General features: G+C 62.5%; 25 protein-coding genes and 1 tRNA gene. 23 read left to right on the plus strand and 3 right to left on the minus strand.

Annotation, left to right across the window (positions count from 1 at the left end):
• Positions 1–116 precede the first annotated feature (116 nt).
• Positions 117–1,328 carry a 5-aminolevulinate synthase gene (gene hemA, locus ACSSVQ_RS00855; protein ID WP_293326985.1) on the plus strand — a complete coding sequence of 404 codons (1,212 nt, stop codon included), beginning with the start codon at positions 117–119 and terminating at the stop codon, positions 1,326–1,328.
• A gap of 34 nt (positions 1,329–1,362) precedes the next feature.
• Positions 1,363–1,626 (plus strand): DUF6898 family protein, encoded by a 264-nt coding sequence (locus tag ACSSVQ_RS00860; protein WP_454180438.1) that lies wholly within the window; start codon positions 1,363–1,365, stop codon positions 1,624–1,626.
• An 11-nt stretch (positions 1,627–1,637) separates the two neighbouring features.
• Here the strand turns inward: ACSSVQ_RS00860 and ACSSVQ_RS00865 are convergent, their stop codons facing one another.
• Positions 1,638–2,084: a MucR family transcriptional regulator gene (locus ACSSVQ_RS00865; RefSeq protein ID WP_293326981.1), complete on the minus strand. Its 447-nt coding sequence runs from the start codon at positions 2,082–2,084 to the stop codon at positions 1,638–1,640.
• A gap of 616 nt (positions 2,085–2,700) precedes the next feature.
• Between ACSSVQ_RS00865 and glyA the strand changes: the two genes are divergently transcribed.
• The 10 genes from glyA to ACSSVQ_RS00915 all read left to right on the plus strand — a co-directional run bounded on the left by glyA (position 2,701) and on the right by ACSSVQ_RS00915 (position 13,262).
• Positions 2,701–4,017: a serine hydroxymethyltransferase gene (gene glyA, locus ACSSVQ_RS00870; protein ID WP_293326979.1), complete on the plus strand. Its 1,317-nt coding sequence runs from the start codon at positions 2,701–2,703 to the stop codon at positions 4,015–4,017.
• Between the two features lie 71 nt (positions 4,018–4,088).
• Complete coding sequence (nrdR, locus tag ACSSVQ_RS00875) at positions 4,089–4,568, plus strand: transcriptional regulator NrdR (RefSeq protein ID WP_454180439.1); 480 nt, start codon at positions 4,089–4,091, stop codon at positions 4,566–4,568.
• A 51-nt stretch (positions 4,569–4,619) separates the two neighbouring features.
• Positions 4,620–5,738, plus strand: coding sequence for a bifunctional diaminohydroxyphosphoribosylaminopyrimidine deaminase/5-amino-6-(5-phosphoribosylamino)uracil reductase RibD (gene ribD / locus ACSSVQ_RS00880; RefSeq protein ID WP_454180440.1), 1,119 nt, complete (start codon positions 4,620–4,622; stop codon positions 5,736–5,738).
• A gap of 6 nt (positions 5,739–5,744) precedes the next feature.
• Positions 5,745–6,359, plus strand: coding sequence for a riboflavin synthase (locus ACSSVQ_RS00885; RefSeq protein WP_454180441.1), 615 nt, complete (start codon positions 5,745–5,747; stop codon positions 6,357–6,359).
• A gap of 6 nt (positions 6,360–6,365) precedes the next feature.
• Entirely contained in the window at positions 6,366–7,517 is a 1,152-nt protein-coding gene (gene ribB, locus ACSSVQ_RS00890; RefSeq protein ID WP_293326971.1) for a 3,4-dihydroxy-2-butanone-4-phosphate synthase, read from the plus strand.
• Positions 7,514–7,972 carry a 6,7-dimethyl-8-ribityllumazine synthase gene (ribH, locus tag ACSSVQ_RS00895; RefSeq protein ID WP_454180442.1) on the plus strand — a complete coding sequence of 153 codons (459 nt, stop codon included), beginning with the start codon at positions 7,514–7,516 and terminating at the stop codon, positions 7,970–7,972. The genes ribB and ribH overlap by 4 nt, the downstream gene beginning before the upstream one ends.
• A gap of 38 nt (positions 7,973–8,010) precedes the next feature.
• Positions 8,011–8,523 (plus strand): transcription antitermination factor NusB, encoded by a 513-nt coding sequence (gene nusB / locus ACSSVQ_RS00900; protein ID WP_293326966.1) that lies wholly within the window; start codon positions 8,011–8,013, stop codon positions 8,521–8,523.
• Positions 8,524–8,525: 2 nt separating this feature from the next.
• The gene (gene thiL / locus ACSSVQ_RS00905; RefSeq protein ID WP_454180443.1) at positions 8,526–9,548 is read left to right on the plus strand and encodes a thiamine-phosphate kinase; all 1,023 of its coding nucleotides are present in this window, start codon (positions 8,526–8,528) and stop codon (positions 9,546–9,548) included.
• A gap of 222 nt (positions 9,549–9,770) precedes the next feature.
• A complete protein-coding gene (locus ACSSVQ_RS00910; protein WP_293326962.1) occupies positions 9,771–11,882 on the plus strand; it encodes a sodium-translocating pyrophosphatase in 2,112 nt (703 codons plus the stop codon).
• Between the two features lie 246 nt (positions 11,883–12,128).
• Positions 12,129–13,262, plus strand: a complete 1,134-nt coding sequence (locus ACSSVQ_RS00915; RefSeq protein WP_454180444.1) for an acyltransferase family protein — start codon at positions 12,129–12,131, stop codon at positions 13,260–13,262.
• Between the two features lie 3 nt (positions 13,263–13,265).
• On the opposite strand, the gene ACSSVQ_RS00920 is transcribed toward ACSSVQ_RS00915, so the two are convergent.
• On the minus strand, positions 13,266–13,751 hold the full coding sequence (locus tag ACSSVQ_RS00920; RefSeq protein WP_454180445.1) for an outer membrane protein assembly factor BamE: 486 nt from the start codon (positions 13,749–13,751) through the stop codon (positions 13,266–13,268).
• A 122-nt stretch (positions 13,752–13,873) separates the two neighbouring features.
• Between ACSSVQ_RS00920 and ACSSVQ_RS00925 the strand changes: the two genes are divergently transcribed.
• From ACSSVQ_RS00925 to ACSSVQ_RS00955, 7 genes are all read left to right on the plus strand, one after another.
• Entirely contained in the window at positions 13,874–14,479 is a 606-nt protein-coding gene (locus ACSSVQ_RS00925) for a ubiquinol-cytochrome C chaperone family protein (protein WP_454180446.1), read from the plus strand.
• A gap of 10 nt (positions 14,480–14,489) precedes the next feature.
• Entirely contained in the window at positions 14,490–15,083 is a 594-nt protein-coding gene (locus tag ACSSVQ_RS00930) for a YceD family protein (protein WP_454180447.1), read from the plus strand.
• 176 nt (positions 15,084–15,259) lie between these two features.
• On the plus strand, positions 15,260–16,348 hold the full coding sequence (plsX, locus tag ACSSVQ_RS00935; protein ID WP_293326952.1) for a phosphate acyltransferase PlsX: 1,089 nt from the start codon (positions 15,260–15,262) through the stop codon (positions 16,346–16,348).
• Positions 16,345–17,322, plus strand: a complete 978-nt coding sequence (locus ACSSVQ_RS00940; RefSeq protein ID WP_454180448.1) for a beta-ketoacyl-ACP synthase III — start codon at positions 16,345–16,347, stop codon at positions 17,320–17,322. Before plsX ends, ACSSVQ_RS00940 begins: the two co-directional genes overlap by 4 nt.
• 127 nt (positions 17,323–17,449) lie before the next feature.
• Positions 17,450–17,767: an integration host factor subunit alpha gene (locus ACSSVQ_RS00945; protein WP_167089382.1), complete on the plus strand. Its 318-nt coding sequence runs from the start codon at positions 17,450–17,452 to the stop codon at positions 17,765–17,767.
• 86 nt (positions 17,768–17,853) lie between these two features.
• Entirely contained in the window at positions 17,854–18,342 is a 489-nt protein-coding gene (locus ACSSVQ_RS00950; protein ID WP_454180449.1) for a MerR family transcriptional regulator, read from the plus strand.
• Between the two features lie 71 nt (positions 18,343–18,413).
• Positions 18,414–18,490 (plus strand) — tRNA-Pro (locus ACSSVQ_RS00955).
• A gap of 240 nt (positions 18,491–18,730) precedes the next feature.
• Here ACSSVQ_RS00955 and ACSSVQ_RS00960 read toward each other — a convergent pair.
• A complete protein-coding gene (locus ACSSVQ_RS00960) occupies positions 18,731–18,949 on the minus strand; it encodes a DUF2842 domain-containing protein (protein ID WP_293326944.1) in 219 nt (72 codons plus the stop codon).
• 198 nt (positions 18,950–19,147) lie between these two features.
• Here ACSSVQ_RS00960 and ACSSVQ_RS00965 point away from each other — a divergent pair, with 198 nt between their 5' ends.
• The 4 genes from ACSSVQ_RS00965 to ACSSVQ_RS00980 all read left to right on the plus strand — a co-directional run bounded on the left by ACSSVQ_RS00965 (position 19,148) and on the right by ACSSVQ_RS00980 (position 21,678).
• Positions 19,148–20,263: a COX15/CtaA family protein gene (locus tag ACSSVQ_RS00965; protein WP_454180450.1), complete on the plus strand. Its 1,116-nt coding sequence runs from the start codon at positions 19,148–19,150 to the stop codon at positions 20,261–20,263.
• 96 nt (positions 20,264–20,359) lie between these two features.
• Positions 20,360–20,674 (plus strand): ArsR/SmtB family transcription factor, encoded by a 315-nt coding sequence (locus ACSSVQ_RS00970; RefSeq protein ID WP_454180451.1) that lies wholly within the window; start codon positions 20,360–20,362, stop codon positions 20,672–20,674.
• Positions 20,671–21,021 carry an SRPBCC family protein gene (locus tag ACSSVQ_RS00975; protein ID WP_454180452.1) on the plus strand — a complete coding sequence of 117 codons (351 nt, stop codon included), beginning with the start codon at positions 20,671–20,673 and terminating at the stop codon, positions 21,019–21,021. The genes ACSSVQ_RS00970 and ACSSVQ_RS00975 overlap by 4 nt, the downstream gene beginning before the upstream one ends.
• A 45-nt stretch (positions 21,022–21,066) precedes the next feature.
• Positions 21,067–21,678, plus strand: a complete 612-nt coding sequence (locus ACSSVQ_RS00980; RefSeq protein ID WP_454180453.1) for an ATP-dependent Clp protease proteolytic subunit — start codon at positions 21,067–21,069, stop codon at positions 21,676–21,678.
• Positions 21,679–21,770 lie beyond the last annotated feature (92 nt).

Raw genomic sequence — 21,770 nt, forward strand, 5'->3', positions numbered from 1 at the left:
ACCCGTTGACGGGGCGGCATTGACCGGTATCGCATTGGACCGGTGTCGCGTGAGAGTTGCGTGCCTTCTCGAAGAGAGGCTCCCGGCATGGGCCGGGGAAAGGCAGGATAGGGGCGATGGATTACGACAAGAAACTGACGGACGCGCTTCAGGCGGTGAAGGACGAAGGGCGTTACCGAGTCTTCACCGACATCGTGCGTCATCGCGGCAATTTTCCGCGTGCGACCTATCACACGCCCGAAGGCACGAAGCAGATCACCGTCTGGTGCTCCAACGACTATCTGAGCATGGGCCAGCACCCGAAGGTGGTCGCGGCCATGAAACAGGCGGTGGACGAGGTTGGCGCGGGCTCGGGCGGCACGCGCAACATTTCCGGTACCACGCATTACCATGTCGAGCTGGAGCACGAGCTTGCCGATCTTCACCAGAAGGAATCGGCGCTGCTCTTCACTTCGGGCTATGCCGCGAACGATGCGACGCTGTCCACGCTGGCGCGTATTCTCGGCGACTGCGTGATGATCTCCGACGAGATGAACCATGCTTCGATGATCGAAGGCATTCGCCGCGGCGGCGGGCCCAAGCGCGTCTGGCGCCATAACGATCTTCAGCATCTGGAAGAGCTGCTGCGCGAGATCGACCCGGACCAGCCCAAGATCGTCGCCTTCGAAAGCGTCTATTCGATGGATGGCGACATCGCGCCCATCGGCGAGATCTGCGATCTGGCGCATCGCTACAATGCGCTGACCTATCTGGACGAAGTGCATGCGGTCGGCCTTTACGGGCCGCGCGGCGGCGGCATCGCGGAACGCGACGATGTGCTCGACAAGGTCGACATCATTGAAGGCACGCTGGCCAAGGGCTTTGGCGTGATGGGCGGCTATATCGCAGCGTCTTCCACGCTGGTCGATGTCGTGCGCTCCTATGCGCCGGGCTTCATTTTCTCCACCTCGCTCGCGCCGGTGCTGGCGGCGGGCGTGCTGGCTTCGGTGCGTCATCTGAAGAGCAGCAATGCGGAGCGCGAACTTCATCAGGAGCGGGCGCATACGCTGCGTTCCATGATGGCGGAAGCCGGTCTGCCGGTGATGATGTGCGAAAGCCATATCGTGCCGCTGATGGTGGGCGACCCTGTCGTCTGCAAGGCCGTTTCCGACGAGCTGCTGATGGATTTCGACATCTATGTGCAGCCGATCAACTATCCCACCGTGCCGCGCGGCACGGAGCGGCTGCGCTTCACGCCCTTGCCTGTGCATACCGACGAGATGATGCGCGAACTCGTTTCCGCACTCGACAAGGTGTGGACGCGCCGGAACATCCGGCGTGCCGCCTGACGATCCTGAAAAGGGCGGCGCGAGCCGCCCCGGGATGCCGGCGGGTGCCGGCGGGGAAATCATTTTCGAATTCACACCGCTGGGCGGCAGCGTCAAGGTGACGGCCGTCGATGTGGCGACAGGTGTCGAAGTGTCGGTGGTCGGGCCGACGACGGCGCCGCAGCGCGAGCTGGAGCGCGTGGCGCGGGGCAAGCTTCTCTATCGTCTCAAGCGGATCGAGGAAGGCGAGGAGCGGACGCCGGAAAAACCAACCCCCCGAAATCCTGAAGAAGGATCGGGGGGCGGCATCATCGTCTGACCGATCGGAGCTTACTTCTTGCGGCGACCGCGGGCAGGAGCGGTGCCGGCACGGCCGAGCCCGATCTGCTTGGCAAGCTTGGAGCGCTGCGCGGCGTAGTTCGGCGCGACCATCGGATAGTCATGCGGCAGGCCCCAGCGCGCACGATACTCTTCCGGCGTCATGCCGTATTGCGAGCGCAGGTAGCGCTTCAGCATTTTCAGTTTCTTGCCGTCTTCGAGGCAGATGATGTAGTCGGGCGTCACCGACTTCTTCACCGGTACGGCGGGCGTCAGGTCGGGTTCGCTGGAATCCGTTCCCTTGCCGAGATCGACCAGGGTTGTGTGAACCGTACGGATCATTGCCGGCAGGTCGGCCGAAGACATCGCATTATTACTTACATAGGCAGAAACGATCTCCACAGCGAGGCCAAGATAGTCGCTGCTCTGGACTTCGTCGCCGGTAGTGTTCTGGTCCATCCTGAGAATTTACCTTTAATTTTCGTAAGATCGGCTCGCTGAGAATCCCTCAGCGTCAATAACGATCATCTTCTAGCGCGATACAACAGAGCGCTGCAAGCAATTAACCCGCTTCTGCTTACGAAAACATCAACAAATGTGGTGTGAGTTACTGGCATCCTGGTGTCGCTTAAGCAGTTGGGGCAGGAAAACATGAAATCTGTAAATATTAGTGGGGGCTATTTAATGAAACGACTATTGCTCCATGAAAGGTAGTCGGCACTCCGCATTTTCGCGGCGCGTTGGCGCGGATATATTCATGCGGAATCTGTTTTCGATAAAACGACATGTCTCCTAGTGAGACATCCGCGGCCTGCATTCGTGTCCCGGCGCTTGTCACATGGTGGTCAATTGCTCTCAAACAGCCATATATGGTATGACGCGCGCACCGGCCGGTCCCCCCTCGGTCCGCCCGAACCGTGGGCGACAGATAAGCGGCAAACCCAATGCGCGAGCGCTGGAATTCCTGCGCTTTGATGAATGCGTCAAAGGGACCCGCGGCGTGAGGTTCGAACGGCCGGTCCCCGCAGGGCGCGTGACGCGCCAGCGGCCAATATGAACTGAAAAAGGTAGTTTTATGTCTCTAAGCAAAGCTGCGACCGGCGCTGGTCAGTCCGCCGGTTTCTTTTCCGCGAGCCTCGCGGAGAGCGATCCCGAAATCATGAAGGCGATCGAGCAGGAGCTTGGGCGCCAGCAAACGCAGATCGAGCTCATTGCTTCCGAGAACATCGTGTCCCGTGCCGTGCTCGACGCGCAGGGGTCGGTGCTGACGAACAAATATGCGGAAGGCTATCCGGGCCGGCGCTATTACGGCGGTTGCGAGTTCGTCGATATTGCCGAGAACCTGGCGATTGAGCGCGCCAAGCGTCTGTTCGACTGCGCCTATGTGAACGTGCAGCCCAATTCCGGCTCGCAGGCCAACCAGGGCGTCTTCCAGGCGCTGCTGCAGCCCGGCGATACGATCCTGGGTATGAGCCTTGCCGCCGGCGGTCACCTGACGCATGGCGCAGCACCCAACCAGTCGGGCAAATGGTTCAATGCGGTCCAGTATGGTGTGCGCCAGCAGGACCACCGCATCGACATGGACGAGGTCGAAAGCCTCGCCATGGAACACAAGCCCAAGCTGATCATCGCGGGCGGCTCGGCCTATCCGCGCCAGATCGACTTCAAGGCGTTCCGTGAGATCGCCGACAAGGTCGGTGCCTATTTCATGGTCGACATGGCGCATTTCGCCGGTCTCGTGGCCGGTGGCGCGCATCCCAGCCCGCTGCCGCATGCCGATGTCGTCACCACCACGACGCATAAGACGCTGCGCGGTCCGCGCGGCGGCATGATCCTGTCCAACAACCCCGATCTCGGCAAGAAGATCAATTCGGCGATCTTCCCCGGCATTCAGGGCGGGCCGCTCATGCATGTGATCGCGGGCAAGGCGGTTGCGTTCGGCGAAGCGCTGCGTCCCGACTTCAAGGTCTATGCGCAGAACGTGGTCGACAATGCGCGCGCCCTGGCGGCGACGCTGGTCGATGGCGGTCTCGACATCGTTTCGGGCGGATCCGACACGCATGTGGTGCTGGTCGATCTGCGTCCGAAATCGCTGACCGGCAATATCGCGGAGAAGGCGCTCGAGGAAGCGCGCATCACCTGCAACAAGAACGGCATTCCCTTCGATCCGGAAAAGCCGACCGTTACTTCTGGCGTGCGTCTCGGGACGCCCGCGGGCACGACGCGCGGTTTCGGTGTGACGGAGTTCCAGGAAGTCGGCCGCATGATCGTCGACGTGCTGAACGGTCTTGCCGCCAATGGCGCTGAAAAGAACGCCGATGTCGAACAAAAGGTCGGCGCGGACGTTCTGGAGCTGTGCAAGCGGTTTCCGATTTATGGCGGTCCGAAGTAGACTTGGACCGATCTTTTTCTGAGGGGCACATATCGGTCTGACGGCCGATGGAAAGGCGGGGGCGGCATCGCATGCGTTGTCCATATTGCGGAAACGAAGACACCCAGGTGAAGGACTCGCGTCCCACCGAGGACAACACGGCGATCCGGCGCCGCCGCTTCTGCCCGGCCTGTGGCGGGCGGTTCACGACCTTTGAACGGGTCCAGCTTCGCGAACTGACCATTGTGAAGAGCAATGGCCGCCGCGTGCCCTTCGATCGGGACAAGCTTATGCGTTCCGTGCAAATTGCCGTGCGCAAACGCCCGGTTGAGCAGGAACGCATCGAGCGTATGGTGTCGGGCATCGTCCGGCGGCTTGAGAGCATGGGCGAGAGCGAGATTCCTTCCAAAATGGTCGGAACGCTCGTGATGGAAGGCCTCAGCTCACTCGATGCCGTGGCCTATGTACGCTTCGCCTCGGTTTACAGAAACTTCCGCGAAGTCAAGGATTTCGAAGAGTTTCTGGGCGAGTTGAGCGGCCCGGAAGCGGACGTGGACGAAGATCGGGACTAGCTTTCTCACTGCCGGGCCCGGTCTTGTCTGAAGAGCCCGCAGGAGAAGAGCATGGTCCGGCCCTACGACGCGGATTTCATGAAAATGGCGCTGGCGCTGGCGGCGCGCGGGCTCGGCCGCGTGGCGCCGAACCCGGCTGTCGGCTGCATTATCGTCCGTGAGGAAGAAGACGGTCCGCGCATCGTCGGGCGTGGCTGGACGCAACCCGGCGGCCGTCCCCATGCGGAGACGGAGGCGCTTTCCCGCGCGGGCGAAGCGGCCCGTGGCGCGACGGCCTATGTATCGCTCGAACCCTGCGCCCATCACGGACAAACGCCGCCCTGCGCCCAGGCGCTGATCGAGGCGGGTATTTCCCGCGTTGTCGTCGCTATTACCGATCCCGATCCGCGTGTGGGCGGACGGGGGTTCGCGCTTCTGGAGAAGGCGGGCATCGAGGTCGAGGACAATGTCTGCGCGCTCGAGGCGCATCTGCTCAATGAAGGTTTTTTCCTCAGGATCAGCGACAACCGCCCGCTGGTGACGCTCAAGATCGCCAGCACGCTGGACGGGCGCACCGCGACCCATAGCGGCCACAGCCAGTGGATCACGGGCGACGAGGCGCGGGCGCGCGGCCATCTGCTGCGCGCCACGCATGACGCCATCATGGTCGGCAGCGCCACCGCCATCGTCGACGATCCCGAACTTACCTGCCGCCTGCCGGGCATGTCTGACCGTCATCCCATGCGCATCGTTGCGGACGGGCGGTTGCGCCTGCCGCTCACCTCCAGGCTCGTCAGCACGGCGAAGGATGTACCGCTCGTCATCCTCACCCATCCGGGTGGCGATACGGAGCGCCGCAAGGCGTTCGAGGGATGCGGCGTGGAGCTTGTCGATGTCGCGTCTGACAAGGGCGGCGCCATGGATATGCGCGTGGCGATGGAACTGCTTGCCGAACGCGGATTGACCCGCGTGCTGGTCGAGGGCGGGGCGCGGCTTGCCTCTTCGCTCGTTCAGGCGCGTCTGGTGGACCGGCTCGAATGGTTCCGCGCGCCGACGCTGCTCGGCGGCGACGGCTATCCCGCCATCGCCTCGCTCGGTATCGGGCGTGTCGGTGACGCGCCGGGTTTTCTTCACACTCACAGTATGCAGCTCGGCGCGGACACGCTGTCGAGCTACGTCTATCGGAGCTGATCGATCATGTTCACCGGTATCGTAACGGACATAGGCACCGTGCGCGCCATCGAGAAGCGCGGCGACACGCGTTTCGTCATCGCCACCCATTACGATCCAGCGGGCATCGATATGGGCGCCTCCATCGCCTGTTCGGGCTGCTGCCTCACCGTGGTGGACAAGGGCGACGATGAAATCGGCAAATGGTTCGCCGTCGATGCCTCCGCCGAGACGCTCGACTGCACCGTGCTGGGCGGCTGGAAAGAGGGTACGCGGATCAATCTGGAGCGCGCACTCAAGGCCGGCGACGAGCTCGGCGGTCATGTCGTCTCGGGCCATGTCGACGGGGTGGGGCGCATCGTGTCCATCCGGCCCGATGGCGACTCGAAGCGCTTCACCTTCGAGGCCTCCGCAAGTCTTGCCCGCTACATCGCCTCCAAAGGCTCCATCACCATCAACGGAACCTCCCTCACCGTGAACGAGGTCGAGGACCAGCCCGACGGCACATGCCATTTCGGCGTCAACATCATTCCGCATACCCAGGACGTCACCACCTGGGGCGGCGCCCGCGAGGGCGATGCGATTAATCTTGAAATTGATATGCTGGCCCGCTATGTCGCGCGCCTGGCTGAGAAGGACTAAGGCCCCGTGTACAAGGAATTTCTGTCGCCCATAGAAGAAGTCATCGAAGACGCGCGCAACGGCAAGATGTTCGTGCTGGTCGATGCGGAAGATCGCGAGAATGAGGGCGATCTCGTCATCCCGGCGCAAATGTGCACGCCGGAAGCGGTCAACTTCATGGCGAAATACGGCCGCGGGCTCATCTGCCTGTCGTTGAATGCGGACCGGGCCAAGGAGCTGAACCTGCAGCTCATGTCGAGCCACAACCAGTCGCGCCACCAGACGGCCTTTACCGTCTCCATCGAGGCGCGCGAGGGTATCTCCACCGGTATCTCCGCGCATGACCGCGCGCATACCGTGTCGGTCGCCATCGACCCGACCAAGAGCGCGCAGGACATCGTGTCGCCCGGCCATGTGTTTCCGCTCGTCGCAAAGGACGGCGGTGTGCTGGTGCGCGCGGGCCATACCGAAGCCGCCGTCGATATCGCAAGGCTTGCCGGTCTTTATCCCGGCGGCGTCATCTGCGAAATCATGAATGATGACGGCACCATGGCGCGTCTGCCGGATCTGGTGAATTTCGCGCAGCTTCACGGCCTCAAGATCGCGACCATTGCCGATCTCATCGCTTATCGCCGTCGCTACGACAATTTCATCCGCCGCGCCATCGAGAGCGAGCTGACGAGCGAGTTCGGCGGCGACTTCAAGATGATGGTCTATCAGAACACCGTCGAATATGCCGAGCATATCGCGCTGGTGAAGGGCGATATCTCCACGCCGGAGCCCGTGCTGGTGCGCGTTCACGCCGTTAATATTTTCGACGACGTGCTGGGCGCTTCGGGGCCGCGCTCTTCGGTGCTGAAAGACAGTATGCGGATTATCGGCGAGGAGGGGCGCGGCGTGGTCGTGCTCATCCGCGACACGACCTCCACCGTCATCTCCGACCGGCTGCTCCACAAGGGCGAGGGGGAGAGCGAAGATCAGGGCATGCCGCGCCGCCTGCGCGAATATGGCGTCGGCGCGCAGATCCTGCTCGATCTCGGCATTCACGAAATGGAGCTTCTCTCCGACACGGATCGCAGCCTGGTGGGTCTCGAAGGCTACGGGCTCCGGATCACCGGCCAGCGTTCCGTCTCGGCGGGCGGCGCGAAGGCGAAATCGGTCAAGGAAAAGGCGGAATGAGCGACAGCAACCCCCATATCCTCATTGTCGAGGCGCGTTTCTACGAGGATCTGGCCGACGAGCTGGCCCGTGGTGCCATTGCCGAAATCGAGGCGCGCGGCGCCACCTATCAGCGCGTGAGCGTGCCGGGCGTGCTGGAAACGCCCGCGGCGGTCAAATTCGCGCTGGAAGGCATGACCCATGGCGGCCCCTCGGCCCGGTTTGACGGCTATGTCGTTCTGGGCTGCGTGATCCGCGGTGAAACGACGCATTACGAGATCGTTTCCAATGAATCCGCCCGTGCGCTCATGAATCTGACGGTCGATCGCGCCTTGGCCCTTGGCAACGGCATCCAGACAGTGGAAAACGAGGAGCAGGCATGGGCCCGCGCCAACGTCTCCGCCAAGAACAAGGGCGGCGGCGCGGCAAAGGCTTGCCTCGACATGATCGACCTGAAAAAACAGCTCGGGGCCTGAGCCCCGTTCTGACCGTTCTTTGAAAGCGACAGCGCCAAGTGACGAGTAACGCCGAACACGCCGATAACCGGAAAACCGATCCGCGCGCCCGCAGCGCCGCGCGGCTGGGAGCCGTGCAGGCCCTTTACCAGATGGATGTGGCGGGAACGCCGATGGAGGAGGTCATTGCCGAGTTCAAGACCTTCCGTCTGGGCGAGAACATCGAGGACGAGGAGATCGTGGCCGGCGATGCCGCTCATTTCGAGGATCTCGTGCGCGGCGTGCTGCGCGAGCAGCGCGACATCGACACCCATGTGAACCATTCGCTCGCCAGAGGCTGGGCGCTGGCGCGCGTCGATTCCACGCTTCGGGCCATCCTGCGCGCGGGCGCCTATGAGCTGCGCCGCTGCAAGGACGTGCCGGTGAAGGTCGTCATCAACGAATATGTCGATATCGCTCACGCCTTTTTCGAAGGCGACGAGCCGGGCGTCGTGAATGCCGTGCTCGACCGGATGGCGAAGGAAATCCGCTCTCCCGACGCAGGGAAGGGCGCGGGCGGCAGGAAGGCCTGAGCATGGCGGGCGGGAAGGCAGACAGGCCCCGCCCCGGCGAGTTCGAGCTGATCGCCGAGCTGTTCGCGCCGCTTGCGCGCGAGGCCGCCGGTGCTTTCGGTCTCACGGACGATGCCGCGCTTTACCGGGCTTCTCCGGGCAAGGAGACGGTCCTGACCGTCGATGCGATGGTGGAGGGTGTCCATTTTCTCCCTTCAGACCCGCCCGATACGATTGCCCGGAAACTTCTTCGCGTGAACCTCTCCGATCTTGCCGCCAAGGGTGCGCGCCCGCGTGGCTATCTGCTCGTCACGGCGCTTCCCGCGACATGTTCCATGTCGTGGCTGGAAGGCTTTGCGGCCGGACTTGCCGAGGATCAGGCGGAATTCGGTATCTCGCTCTGGGGCGGCGACACGGTGTCGACATCGGGTCCGCTGACGCTCTCGCTCACCGCCATCGGCGAGGTGGAAGAGGGTGCCATGCTGCCGCGCGGCGGGGCGCAGGCGGGCGACAGGGTTTATGTCACCGGCACCATCGGCGATGCGTCGCTCGGTCTTTCCGTGCTGCAGGGCCGGTTGCCCTCCGCCTCGGATGCGGACCGCGCCTTTCTGGCCGACCGGTACCGCCTGCCGCAACCGCGCGTGACGCTCGGGCCCGCGCTTTCAGGCACCGCCCATGCCGCGCTCGATGTGTCGGACGGGCTCGTCGCGGATCTGACGCATATGTGCGAAGCCTCCGGCCTTGCCGCCACCATCCGGGCGGCGGACGTGCCTCTTTCGTCCGCGGCGGCGGCCATGCTTCTGGCCGAGAACGATGTCACATTCGCCTCGCTTCTCACCGGCGGCGACGATTACGAACTGCTCCTTGCCGTGTCCGCCGAAGCGGAAGAGGCGTTTCTTGACGCTGCCGCTGGGGCAGGGGTGCCGGTCGCTCTTATCGGTCACCTTGAGGAACGGGCGAATCGTACGCCCGAAACGCTGGTTCGGCTCGTCGATGCGGAGGGCGAGCCCATCGCCGTTCCCCATGCGGGTTTCCGCCATTTCTGAGCGTCTTCATGGCCCTGCGGGCGCTTGCGGACCCCTTTATAGAATGAGTGCATCGGTCCGGTTGCTTTCATCTTGAGCATTTGGCATCGTTTTTCCCGCTTAAGAGTATGGCCGGGGAGGTAGAGGGGATTCTCAGGGAGGATTTGGGGAATTTCTCTCGTCTTGTGTTTGTTGCGTGCGTAACGACCGACCTGACCTTCATAAAAATTAAGGACAGAGAGAATGAGCACAATGTGGGCTATCATTGCTTGCGGCGTGCTCGCGATCCTCTATGGCATGTGGGCGATACGCTCCGTGCTGGCAGCGGACGCGGGCAATGAGCGCATGCAAGAAATTGCGAGTGCGATCCAGGAAGGCGCTGCCGCCTATCTCAATCGTCAGTACACGACGATTGCCATCGTGGGCGCCGTCATCTTCATCATCGTTTCCTATCTTCTCGGCATTCGTGTCGGCATCGGCTTCCTTGTCGGCGCCACGCTGTCGGGTCTTGCGGGCTATATCGGCATGCTGGTGTCGGTGCGTGCCAATGTGCGCACGACGCAGGCGTCCGCGACGAGCCTTGCAGCCGGCCTTTCGATCGCTTTCCGCTCCGGTGCGGTGACGGGCATGCTCGTTGCCGGTCTCGCACTGCTGGCCGTGTCGGTCTATTTCACGGTGCTCACTTTCGGTTTTGGATTGAACCCTGGCGATCGTGAAGTGATCGATGCCATGGTGGCGCTCGGCTTCGGCGCTTCGCTCATCTCCATCTTCGCCCGTCTCGGCGGCGGTATCTTCACCAAGGGTGCGGATGTCGGCGGCGATCTCGTCGGCAAGGTGGAAGCCGGTATCCCGGAAGACGATCCCCGCAACCCGGCCACCATCGCCGATAATGTCGGCGACAATGTCGGTGACTGCGCGGGCATGGCGGCGGACCTTTTCGAGACCTATGCCGTGACCGTGGTTGCGACCATGGTGCTGGCCTCGATCTTCTTCAACGGTGCCGCCGAAACGGCGATGATGACCTATCCGCTCGCTATTGGCGGTGCCTGCATCGTCACCTCCATCATCGGTACGTTCTTCGTACGCCTCGGCAAGAGCCAGAACATCATGGGCGCGCTCTACAAGGGCTTCATCGCCTCGGCGGTGCTGTCGCTGATTGCGCTCTATTTCGTCACCGATTGGGTGGTCGGACTCAATACGGCCTATTCCTTCGATGTCTTCAACTTTACCGGCATGACGCTTTATGTCTGCGGCATTGTCGGTCTGGCGGTGACGGGTCTCATCATCTGGGTGACGGAGTACTACACCGGCGTGAACTTCCGTCCGGTGAAGAGCATTGCCGCCGCCTCGGTAACGGGTCACGGCACGAACGTCATCCAGGGCCTCGCGGTCTCGATGGAAGCTACGGCGCTGCCGGCGATCATCATCGTTGTCGGCATTCTGGTTTCCTTCAACCTTGCGGGTCTGTTCGGTATCGCCATCGCAGTGACGACCATGCTGGCGCTTGCGGGCATGGTGGTCGCGCTCGACGCCTTCGGTCCGGTGACGGACAATGCGGGCGGCATCGCGGAAATGGCGGAACTGCCCGAAGACGTCCGCAAGACGACGGACGCGCTCGACGCGGTCGGCAACACCACCAAGGCGGTGACCAAGGGCTATGCCATCGGGTCCGCCGGTCTCGGTGCGCTGGTGCTCTTCGCGGCCTATACGCAGGACCTGACCTTCTTCTCGGCCAATGCGGATAAGTTCCCGTATTTCGAGGGGGTTGTGCCGGACTTTTCGCTCTCCAATCCCTATGTGGTTGTCGGGCTTTTCGTCGGCGGTTTGTTGCCCTTCCTGTTCGGCTCGATGGGCATGATGGCGGTCGGCCGCGCTGCCGGCTCGATCGTTGAGGAAGTGCGCCGTCAGTTCAAGGCGGATCCGGGCATCATGAAGGGCACGTCGAAGCCTGATTATGCCCGCGCGGTGGATATGCTTACCAAGGCGGCGATCAAGGAAATGATTGTGCCGTCGCTCCTGCCGGTGCTGTCGCCTATCGCGCTCTACTTCCTGATCAACTGGATCGCGGGCAAGTCGGCCGCCTTCTCGTCGGTTGGTGCGATGCTGCTCGGCGTCATCATCACCGGCCTCTTTGTGGCGCTTTCCATGACCGCCGGCGGCGGCGCGTGGGACAACGCCAAGAAGTACATCGAAGACGGCAATTACGGCGGCAAGGGCTCTGAAGCCCATAAGGCGGCCGTGACCGGCGATACGGTCGGCGATCCCTACAAGGATACGGCCGGCCCGGCGGTGAACCCGATGATCAAGATCACGAACATCGTGGCGCTGCTGCTGCTGGCGATCCTGGCGCACTAAGCGCGGGAACCGAAAAAAGAAAGAGAAAGGCCCCGGCGGAAACGCCGGGGCCTTTTGTTTTGCCCGGATTGTTTTCGTCCCGGCTCGGCTGGCCCCAGCGCGGAATGGCCCGCGACTTGAAGCGCGATCATGGAATAGGGAAACCGGACAGAAAAACGGCGGAAAACGCCGCTTGGGCCGTCTGCGTTTCTAACAAATGTCCGATCGGGACGCGGTCATGTGTCAATTCGGGATGGGAGTGCAGGGATGACGGGGCAAGGCCAGGCAGCGGGCGCGCGAAACGTTCCCGATTCCATATCCGTGCTGCTCGATGTATCGCGGGTCTTTCTCGCGCTTGCGGTCGCCGGCGCGCACTGGACCCAGAGCTATTTCCAGCCGGACTGGCCCGATCTGACGATCTTCGGCGTCGCCGCGGTCGGGGGCTTCTTCGTTCTGAGCGGCTACACCATCCGGATGATCTATCCGGACGGAAATTCCTTCGATGAGGGCCGCTATTATGTCGACCGCCTGTCGCGGCTCTGGTCGGTCGCCTTGCCGGCGCTCGTCGCCACGATCTGTCTCGACGCGGTTTCGCGCTATGCCGCACCGGACTTCTACATGAGCAATTGGGGCGGGGAGGCGGACCATCCGATTTTCCGGATTTTCGCCAATGCCGGGTTCCTTACCCAGATCTGGGGCTACAGCATCTATCCGCTGTCCAATTCGCCTTTCTGGTCGCTCGGCTACGAAGCCGCCTTCTATCTGATGTACGGCCTTTATCTCTCCCGCCGTTACATGTTGCTCGGCCTGACCGCGCTGCTGCTCGGCCCCAACATTCTCTTTATGGCAGTCGTCTGGATCGGCGGGGCGGCGCTTTACGACGTTTACAGCCGCAAGGAGAGGAGGACGGGGACGGGCATTCGCCTCTTCGTCGCGGGGGGCGCCGTCGCCGTGATGGGGCTTGCCGCCGTCGACCTCAATGGCTTTGCCGAAACGATCCGGCAGGTGATCGACGTCTTCTTCGGCACGCTGCATGTGGATCCGGCGCGCGTATCGGTGTCGCTGGTTCTGCCGTCCATTGCCGCGCTTGCGGTTTTCGCCTGGGTGTTCTGGGCGCTGGACCTTTACGGCGAGCGGATCGCGGTGCCGGACCGGTTGAAGGCGATCGCCCGCAAGGTCGGCGATGCGACTTTCCCGATCTACCTGTTCCATTTTCCGATTTTCGTCTGCGTCGCCGCGCTTGGGCTCTACGACGTGCACTCCACCTGGCAGAAGCTCGCCGTCTTCGTCTGCGTCATCGGCGTCACCTTCCTGATCACGCCCTGGACGAACGTGCTGAAAGACATCCTGCGCCGGCGCCTGCGGTCAGGCGTCGGCTATGTCAGGTTGAGGTTTGCCTGAGGATCAGTTGCCCGGCTGCGGCTTGCTCGCGCCCGCATTGTTGTAGCGGCCGATATTGGAGAAGAGCTGTTCGAGAACCGTCATCTCCTTGCCGCGGGTGGGCGTCTTGCGGTCGACGAAATTGATCACCCGGCCGTCCTCCAGCCCGTAATAGGCGACATCGTCCACCACGCCGGATTTGTCGAAATAGATGGCAGCGACCTTGCGGTCGACCTCTTCGGGCGCGTAAAAGGCGTAGGTTTCGAACTTGCTGGAAATGTAATACCAAGCTTCGCCGCGGACGGTGGAAACGGTCGAGGGCGTCCCGAGGAGCTGCCTTATCTGCTCGCGGCTGTCGCCGGGATGTACCTGCTTCAGGTCTTTCGCGTCGAAGATGTAACCGCGCTCTTCCACGACGGGTGAGCAGGCAACCGTCAGCGTGGCGCTGGTCGCGATCAGGGATGCGGCCAGGACGGCCTTGAGCTTACGGCGCGGGTGAGCGGACTTCATGGCGTGACTGCCTCCTCGACACATCTTCTTCATGCGTTGACCTACCCCTGTCGGCTACTAAATTCAATCGGCATGTCAGGCCGCGCTTTCAGCTCCCGACGGGTCGGGCAGGAGATTACCGAATGATATGGAACAAATTGTTTCGCCGTCCCCAAAACGATGACGCGGCCTTCCGGCTTTACCGGGCGGTAAGCGATCAGGCGCGCCGGGCGGAATTCTATCGTCATGCGGGCGTTCCCGATACCGTGGAAAGCCGTTTCGAGATGGTTGCGCTTCATGCCTTTCTGGCGATGCACCGGCTGAAACAGGGCGGAGACGAGGCCAAGGCCCTCGGGCAGCGCTTTTTCGACGTGTTTTTCGACGATCTGGACCAGACCATGCGCGAAATGGGTGTCGGCGATCTCAGCGTCGGCAAGAAGGTCAAGAAGCTCGCTTCGTCCTTTTACGGGCGGATTTCGGCCTATGAGGCGGGCCTGACGGGCGGTTCCGGCGCCTTGCAGGAGGCGATTCGGCGCAATATCTACGGCGATGCGGCCGTGGACAGGGCTCAGCTCACGCTGATCGCGGCCTATGTGGGCCGGGCGGCCTCGGCGCTGAGGGCGCAGCCCGAAACGGCGCTGATTGCCGGCGAAATCCGGTTTCCCGAGCCGCCGGTTGCGGAAGATCTCGCCGCCACGCGCGCCGCTCAGGGCATCGGATCGCCCGAAGCCCATAACATTTCGGCCTGAGGAGCAGTTTTTGAGCGACCCAGCGAATAACAAGGACAACAAGCCGGAATTCCGCCGCCTCGTGTCGGCCAATGACGTGCCGCCCAAGGGCACGGCCATTCCTTTCGAGGCCGATGAGGCCGAATGCGCGGCGCTGGCCCGCCGCTTCGGAATTCCAGGCATTTCGCGGCTTTCCGGCGTGGCGAAGCTGCGGCCATGGCGCAAGACGGGGCTGACCCTCGATTGCAGCTATGAAGCCGATCTCATGCGCGAATGCGTCGTGACGCTGGAGCCGATGAGCGAGGAGATTTCCGAGGAATTCACCCTGCATTTCCTGCCCGACGACCAGATCGAGCGGGATGCGCGCTTTTCCGGGGCCGATGAGAAGGAGATTCTCATCGATCCGGAAGCGGTGGAGCCGCCGGAGCCGTTTCTGGCCGGTGGCCGGGTGGACTATGGCGAGGCGGTGGCCGAGCAGCTCTCGCTGGCCATGGAGCCTTATCCGCGCAAGCCCGGCGCAGCGCTCGAAGAGCCTGCCGAGGCGGCCCCGCAGGAAGAGGCGGACGCTGGGGAAGAGCGTGAAAACCCCTTTGCAATATTGGAAAAACTCAAGAAAAACGACTAATCGCATACCCCGGTCGAGACAAGACGGCCTTGTTCGATGGGTATTGTATCAGGGTATGATGGCTGTATGTTCGGGCGCGCGAGTCTGATCCGCGGGACCCTTCCCGGGTCGATTCGCCTGTTAAACCCCGATTTGTCGCGAAGCCGGGGTATTGAGCCGTTTCAGGAGGGGCTGGAGTGACGCGAGGACTAACGATATCCGTGGACGGGATGGGGGGCGATCACGGCCCCGAGACCGTGATCGGCGGCATCGACATCGCGTCGGTCCGACATCCCGATGTGCGCTTCCTCGTCTATGGCGACGAGGAAAAGCTGAAGGCGGTGATGGAGCGGTTTCCGCGCGTCGCCTCGGTCAGCGAGATCCATCACTGCGACGTTTCCATTTCCATGGACGACAAGCCGAGCCAGGCGCTCCGGCGCGGCCGCAAGGTCTCCAGCATGTGGCAGGCCATCGACGCGGTGAAGGAAGGGCAGGCGCAGGCCGTTGTTTCCGCTGGCAATACCGGCGCGCTCATGGCCATGTCCATGTTCATCCTGAAGACGCTCGCCCATGTGGAGCGGCCGGCCATCTCCGCGCTCTGGCCGACCACGCGCGGTGAAAGCGTGGTGCTGGATGTCGGCGCCACCATCGGGCCGGATGCAAAGCAGCTCGTGCAGTTCGCGGCGATGGGCGAGGCCTATGCCCGCGTTATCTTCAATGTCGACAAGCCGACCGTCGGCCTCCTCAATATCGGCGAGGAGGAAGTGAAGGGCACCGAGCAGGTGAAAGCCGCCGCGCAGATGCTGCGCGAGAGCGACCTTCCCATCGTCTTCAAGGGCTTCGTCGAGGGCGACGATCTCGGCAAGGGCACGGTCGATGTCGTGGTCACCGACGGGTTCACCGGCAATATCGCGCTGAAGACCGCCGAGGGCACGGCGCGGCAGATTTCCGAATATCTGCGCGCGGCCATCTCCCGGTCGCTGATGGCGAAGATCGGATATTTCTTTGCGCAGGGCGCCTTCAAGGCGCTCTCCACGCGGCTCGATCCGCGCGCCAACAACGGCGGTCTCTTTCTCGGCCTGAACGGGCTGGTGGTGAAGAGCCATGGCGGCACGGATGCGCTGGGCTTTGCCGCGGCCATCGACGTGGCCGTCGATGTGGCGTCGGCGGACCTTCTCAACAAGATCGTGACCGATCTCGGTCATCTGGACGGGTTGGAACAACTCGCGAGCGGCCGCAATGGCGGCAAACAGGACACTCAAGAATCCGAGGCAGCTCTGCCGTGACATCAGTAAGAAGTATCGTGACCGGCACCGGCAGCTATCTGCCGGAACGGATCATGACGAATGAAGATCTCTCCAAGGTTGTAGAAACCACGGACGACTGGATCACCGAGCGGACCGGTATCAGGAACCGGCACATCGCGGCGGAGGGGGAACTCACCTCCGACCTCGCGCTGCATGCGGCGCGGGCGGCGATCGCCGATGCGGGCATCGACGTGCAGGAGATCGATACGATCATCATGGCGACGACGACGCCGGACAATACCTTCCCGGCGACGGCGACCACCGTGCAGGCGGCGCTCGGCCTCGGCCATGGCGCGGCCTTCGATATTCAGGCGGTCTGCTCCGGTTTCGTCTATGCGCTTACCATTGCCGATACCTTCATCCGGGCCGGCCAGTCGAAGACGGTGCTGGTCATCGGCGCGGAGACCTTCTCGCGGCTGCTGGACTGGACGGACCGCACGACCTGCGTGCTGTTCGGCGACGGGGCCGGCGCCATGGTCGTCCAGGCGGGCGAGGGCGAGGGGACGAATGCGGACCGGGGCATTCTCACCGCGCATCTGCATTCCGACGGGCGCCTGAAGGACAAGCTCTATGTCGATGGCGGCCCGTCCTCCACCGGCACGGTCGGCCATGTCCGCATGGAGGGCCGCGAGGTGTTCCGGCACGCGGTGGTGAATATCGCCGAGGCCATCAGCGAGTCGCTCGAGGCGACCGGCCTTGGCGTGGAGGATATCGACTGGTTCGTGCCGCATCAGGCGAACAAGCGCATTCTGGACAGCACCGCCAAGCGGATCGGCCTGCCGCCTGAAAAGGTGGTGATGACGGTGGCCGATCACGGCAACACCTCGGCGGCCTCCGTGCCGCTCGCTTTCGACGCGGCGCTCAAGGATGGCCGAATCAAGAAGGGCGATCTCGTTCTGCTCGAAGCGATGGGCGGCGGGTTTACCTGGGGATCGCTCTTGCTGCGCTATTGAGCCCTACGCGCAGGACATATTGCGGTAATCTATGAAACGGTCGATTAGAAAAAGCTGCCAATTCATTGATATTGACGGGTTTCTGGGCTAGCCCTACGCTTAGTGACGAAATTGCAGAGGTGCGGCGATGGGGGATACGATCACGCGCGCTCATCTGAGCGAAGCGGTTTATCAGGAAGTCGGCTTGTCGCGGAACGAGTCGGCGGATCTGGTCGAACGGGTATTGCAGGAAATTTCGGATTGTCTGGCCGGCGGCGACACGGTGAAGCTGTCGTCTTTCGGTTCGTTCTCCGTCCGGCAGAAGGGCGGCCGGATGGGCCGTAACCCGAAGACGGGCGAGGAAGTGCCGATCAAACCGCGGCGCGTACTCGTCTTCCGTCCAAGCCATGTCTTGAAGGAACGCATCAACGATGCGTTGAGCAGCAAGGCCGCTGCGGCGGACTGAAGCTCTCAAGTACCGGCGCTCCCGTCGGGTTCGCGTAGAATATGGTAAGATCTGTGGTCGGAAACCGGATTGAGGACGGTCGGCAAGTGCCTCATTCTACAGCACAAAAGTCTCCTGAAGCTTTTCGCACAATCAGCGAAGTCGCGGCCGATCTCGACGTGCCGCAGCATGTGCTGCGCTTCTGGGAAAGCAAGTTCAGCCATATCCGCCCGCTGAAGCGCGGCGGCGGGCGGCGCTATTACCGTCCCGAAGACGTGGACCTTCTGCGCGGCGTGCGCGCGCTTCTCTACAATGACGGCTACACCATCAAGGGTGTGCAGAAGGTCTTTCGCGAGCAGGGCGCGAAGTTCGTTTCCGAGACCGGCCGGGGCACCGCCGACGCCTCGGTCGCGGAGCTTGCCCGCGAAGCGGTACAGCGTTCAGACCATGAGGGCGCGGAGGAAGACGTCCAGGCGGGCGGCGCTTCCATCGGTGCCGCGGGGCGCCAGCGGCTCTCGCGTATTCTCGACGATCTCGTCACCTTGAAGGAAGAGATCGACGAGACTCTCTGGGAAGAGGAAGAAGACGAAAATTAAGGTCGGATGCACCGTTTTCTGCGGTTGCCGAGCCGAAAGGGCGCGTCTATAGTCCGCGCCTTCACAGCCGACGGAGCGTAGCGCAGCCCGGTAGCGCACTTGTCTGGGGGACAAGGGGTCGTGGGTTCGAATCCCGCCGCTCCGACCAATTTGTGAAGACTAGGGGCCGCTCGTCTAATCGACGGGCGGCCCTTTTCTTTTCCGCGAAGCTGGGGCACATTGCGGCCCAATCGGCGCTCACCCTCGACCGACGAGACGGGTGCCCCGTTCAGCTTTTATCTGCCGGAGTTTTTCGATGGCCAACATCATCCCCATCGCCCTGTTTTTCGTTGCGATCCTGTTCTTCAACTATCTGAAGACCGGCCGGCTGATGTGATCGGATTTCGGCCTATTCCTCTTCGGGGTCGGGCCGGACCATCCAGATAATCAGATATTTCATCGGGAACGCCCAGATCACGCCTGCCGTCAGGTAGTAGATGAACTGGAGGAAGCCGTTATCCGGCAGGTGGCTGACCGCAATGGTCATTACCAGAAAAGCGTAGAGCGTCAGGAAGACCAGAAGCACGATGGTGCCGATCAGCTTCCTGGTGCGGATATTGAGGCGCATGTCCGTCTCCATTGAGAATGCCACCTGATAGGACATTCTCAGGCCCGGGGCAAAGCCCCGATCATGAAAAGGGGAGAGCAAAGCCCTCCTCGGGGCGCTCCGCCGCCTCACCTTCATGACCAAAAATTCAGCTTCGAAAGCGGCGCCGCGGCCTTTCCCGGGCTGGGCTTTTCGCGGCGGGCGCGCTAAATCAGCGTCATGACCGCACAGCGCATCGAAACCGGCCCCTCATCTTCCCCCTCGGCGCATCTGGGCCACAAGCCCGAAGCTAATCGCCAGATCGCCATCTGGCTGTTCGGCGTGGCCGCGCTCATCTTCGTGATGGTGGTTGTCGGCGGGCTGACCCGGCTTACCGAGTCGGGGCTTTCGATCACCGAATGGAAGCCGGTGACGGGCGCGCTCCCGCCGCTGAGCCAGACCGACTGGCAGCGCGAGTTCGACCTCTACAAGCAGATCCCCCAATACGCCGCGCTTAACAAGGGGATGTCGCTGTCGGAGTTCAAGCAGATCTATTGGTGGGAATGGGGGCACAGGCTGCTCGGCCGTCTCATCGGCTTTGCCTTCCTCATTCCGTTCCTCTGGTTTGCCTTCACGAAGAAGGTCGAGCGCGCATTGGTGCCGAAGCTCGCCATATTGTTCGTGCTGGGCGGCCTGCAGGGCGCGCTTGGCTGGTGGATGGTGAAGAGCGGCCTCGTGCACCGCACGGAGGTCAGCCAGTACCGGCTCGCGGCGCATCTGACGCTCGCTCTCATTCTCTTCGCCTATATTTTCTGGACGGGGTTGAGCTTGTGGCGCAGCAGCCGGGATATGTTGTCCCACGCGCCGGAGGCGGGGAGAGGGCTTTCCACCGCCGCCCGCTGGCTGATCGCGGGGTTCTTTCTGCAGATCGTGCTGGGCGCTTTCGTGGCGGGCACGCGGGCGGGCTTCATCCACAATACATGGCCGCTCATTCAGGGCGCCTTCTTCGCGCCGGAGGGGCTTTTCCACCTTCAGCCCTGGTGGTCGAACTTCTTCGAGAATCTGCTCACCGTGCAGTATCAGCACCGCATGTTCGCCTATGTGCTGGTGATCGCGACGGGCTGGCATTGGTGGCGCGTCCACGCGAGCGGCGTGGCCGACGCAAGGCTCTCGGCCAACTGCCTTCTGGCCGCCGTGTTGGCGCAGGTCGTTCTCGGCATAGGCACGCTGGTCATGGTGGTGCCGATCCCCATGGGCGCAGCGCATCAGGCGGGCGCCGTCATCGTACTCGCCGCCGCCGTCTGGCACGCCCACCGGCTGACGCCGTCCGCAAGGCTGGGCGTGGCAACGGGCTGATCTACACCCTTTGATGTCATCCAGGGATTATCTCACGACGCGGATCTCGGATGTTTCGGCATTGCGAATCAGATAAGTACGTGCTTATCTGTTTGCATGATCGAGAACGACATATTCAAGGCTCTGGCCGACCCGACGCGCCGCGCGATCTTCGAGAAGCTCGCAAGCGGCGCGATGAATGCCAGCGCCTTGCGCGACGGCATGGAGATCAGCCAGCCGGCCATGTCCCAGCATCTTGCGGTCCTGCGCAATGCGAAGCTGGTGCGCGAAGAGCGGCAGGGGCGTTTCGTGAATTACGAGGTCGACCCCGACGGGCTGGCGCTTATCGCCGGGTGGCTCGCGAAATACCGTGCCTATTGGCCGGCGCGGATCGATGCGTTGAAGGCTCTGCTGAAGGATATGGACCCATGAGCAAGCTGAAGACCGAAGAACGGCCGCGGGAACTGGTGCAGGAATATGAACTCGATGCACCGCCGGAGAAAGTCTGGCGCGCGGTGAGCGATCCTGCCTTTCGCGAGAAATGGCTGCCGGGCCGCGATCTGGCCGATGCCGAGCCGGTATCGCTGGAGACGGGCGAGGAAATTCGTTACCGGATGCGCGATGACGAACCGCCTTACCTTGAAAGCATCGTCGCATTTCAGCTCCGGCCCGATGAACGGGGCGGGACGATCCTGACGATCGTTCACGGGCTGGCCGATGCACGGCTGGTGCCGCCCGCGTCGAACAATAACGAGCCCGTGATGATGCGTGCCGCCTGACGCGCAGGGCTTTCACCGTCACATTCAGAAGAAAGGAATTCGCCGATGCGCGAAGCGATGCAACTCGTCCCTATGGTCGTCGAACAGTCGAGCCGCGGCGAACGCTCTTTCGACATTTATTCCCGCCTGCTGCGCGAGCGGATCATCTTCCTGAATGGCGAGGTGAACGACACCGTCTCCGCTCTGGTCTGCGCGCAGCTGTTGTTCCTGGAAGCGGAAAACCCCAAGAAGCCGATCCAGCTCTATATCAATTCGCCCGGCGGCGTCGTGACCAGCGGCTTCGCCATGTACGACACGATGCGCTATATCAAGGCGCCCGTGCATACGCTCTGTATGGGGACGGCCTGCTCGATGGGGTCGTTCCTGCTGATGGCGGGCGAACCCGGCCAGCGCGTGGCGCTTCCCAATGTCAGCATCCTGATCCACCAGCCCTCCGGCGGCTTTCAGGGGCAGGCGTCCGACATTCTCATTCATGCTGAAGAAACTCTGCGCACCAAGAAGCGCATCACAAAGGCTTACGCCGAGCATTGCGGACGCTCTTACGAGGAGTTCGAACAGGCGATGGACCGCGACCGCTTCATGACGGCGGAGCAGGCGCTCGAATGGGGGCTCATCGACCGCATCCTTACCGAGCGCGGGATGGGCGCGGCGATTTAAACCGTCATTGTGAGGAGCGAAGCGACGAAGCAATCCAGTCCGGCGGTTACCGCTTCTGGATTGCTTCGCTTGCGCTCGCAATGACGTCTATT

The organism is Parvibaculum sp. MBR-TMA-1.3b-4.2 (assembly GCF_053628815.1).

Excerpts from the sequence above, each read along its gene's own strand:
- hemA (WP_293326985.1), top strand. The coding sequence starts at position 117 with ATGGATTACGACAAGAAACTGACGGACGCGCTTCAGGCGGTGAAGGAC.
- ACSSVQ_RS00860 (WP_454180438.1), top strand. The coding sequence starts at position 1,363 with ATGCCGGCGGGTGCCGGCGGGGAAATCATTTTCGAATTCACACCGCTG.
- ACSSVQ_RS00865 (WP_293326981.1), bottom strand. The coding sequence starts at position 2,084 with ATGGACCAGAACACTACCGGCGACGAAGTCCAGAGCAGCGACTATCTT.
- glyA (WP_293326979.1), top strand. The coding sequence starts at position 2,701 with ATGTCTCTAAGCAAAGCTGCGACCGGCGCTGGTCAGTCCGCCGGTTTC.
- nrdR (WP_454180439.1), top strand. The coding sequence starts at position 4,089 with ATGCGTTGTCCATATTGCGGAAACGAAGACACCCAGGTGAAGGACTCG.
- ribD (WP_454180440.1), top strand. The coding sequence starts at position 4,620 with ATGGTCCGGCCCTACGACGCGGATTTCATGAAAATGGCGCTGGCGCTG.
- ACSSVQ_RS00885 (WP_454180441.1), top strand. The coding sequence starts at position 5,745 with ATGTTCACCGGTATCGTAACGGACATAGGCACCGTGCGCGCCATCGAG.
- ribH (WP_454180442.1), top strand. The coding sequence starts at position 7,514 with ATGAGCGACAGCAACCCCCATATCCTCATTGTCGAGGCGCGTTTCTAC.
- thiL (WP_454180443.1), top strand. The coding sequence starts at position 8,526 with ATGGCGGGCGGGAAGGCAGACAGGCCCCGCCCCGGCGAGTTCGAGCTG.
- ACSSVQ_RS00910 (WP_293326962.1), top strand. The coding sequence starts at position 9,771 with ATGAGCACAATGTGGGCTATCATTGCTTGCGGCGTGCTCGCGATCCTC.
- ACSSVQ_RS00915 (WP_454180444.1), top strand. The coding sequence starts at position 12,129 with ATGACGGGGCAAGGCCAGGCAGCGGGCGCGCGAAACGTTCCCGATTCC.
- ACSSVQ_RS00920 (WP_454180445.1), bottom strand. The coding sequence starts at position 13,751 with ATGAAGTCCGCTCACCCGCGCCGTAAGCTCAAGGCCGTCCTGGCCGCA.
- ACSSVQ_RS00925 (WP_454180446.1), top strand. The coding sequence starts at position 13,874 with ATGATATGGAACAAATTGTTTCGCCGTCCCCAAAACGATGACGCGGCC.
- ACSSVQ_RS00945 (WP_167089382.1), top strand. The coding sequence starts at position 17,450 with ATGGGGGATACGATCACGCGCGCTCATCTGAGCGAAGCGGTTTATCAG.
- ACSSVQ_RS00960 (WP_293326944.1), bottom strand. The coding sequence starts at position 18,949 with ATGCGCCTCAATATCCGCACCAGGAAGCTGATCGGCACCATCGTGCTT.
- ACSSVQ_RS00965 (WP_454180450.1), top strand. The coding sequence starts at position 19,148 with ATGACCGCACAGCGCATCGAAACCGGCCCCTCATCTTCCCCCTCGGCG.
- ACSSVQ_RS00970 (WP_454180451.1), top strand. The coding sequence starts at position 20,360 with ATGATCGAGAACGACATATTCAAGGCTCTGGCCGACCCGACGCGCCGC.
- ACSSVQ_RS00975 (WP_454180452.1), top strand. The coding sequence starts at position 20,671 with ATGAGCAAGCTGAAGACCGAAGAACGGCCGCGGGAACTGGTGCAGGAA.
- ACSSVQ_RS00980 (WP_454180453.1), top strand. The coding sequence starts at position 21,067 with ATGCGCGAAGCGATGCAACTCGTCCCTATGGTCGTCGAACAGTCGAGC.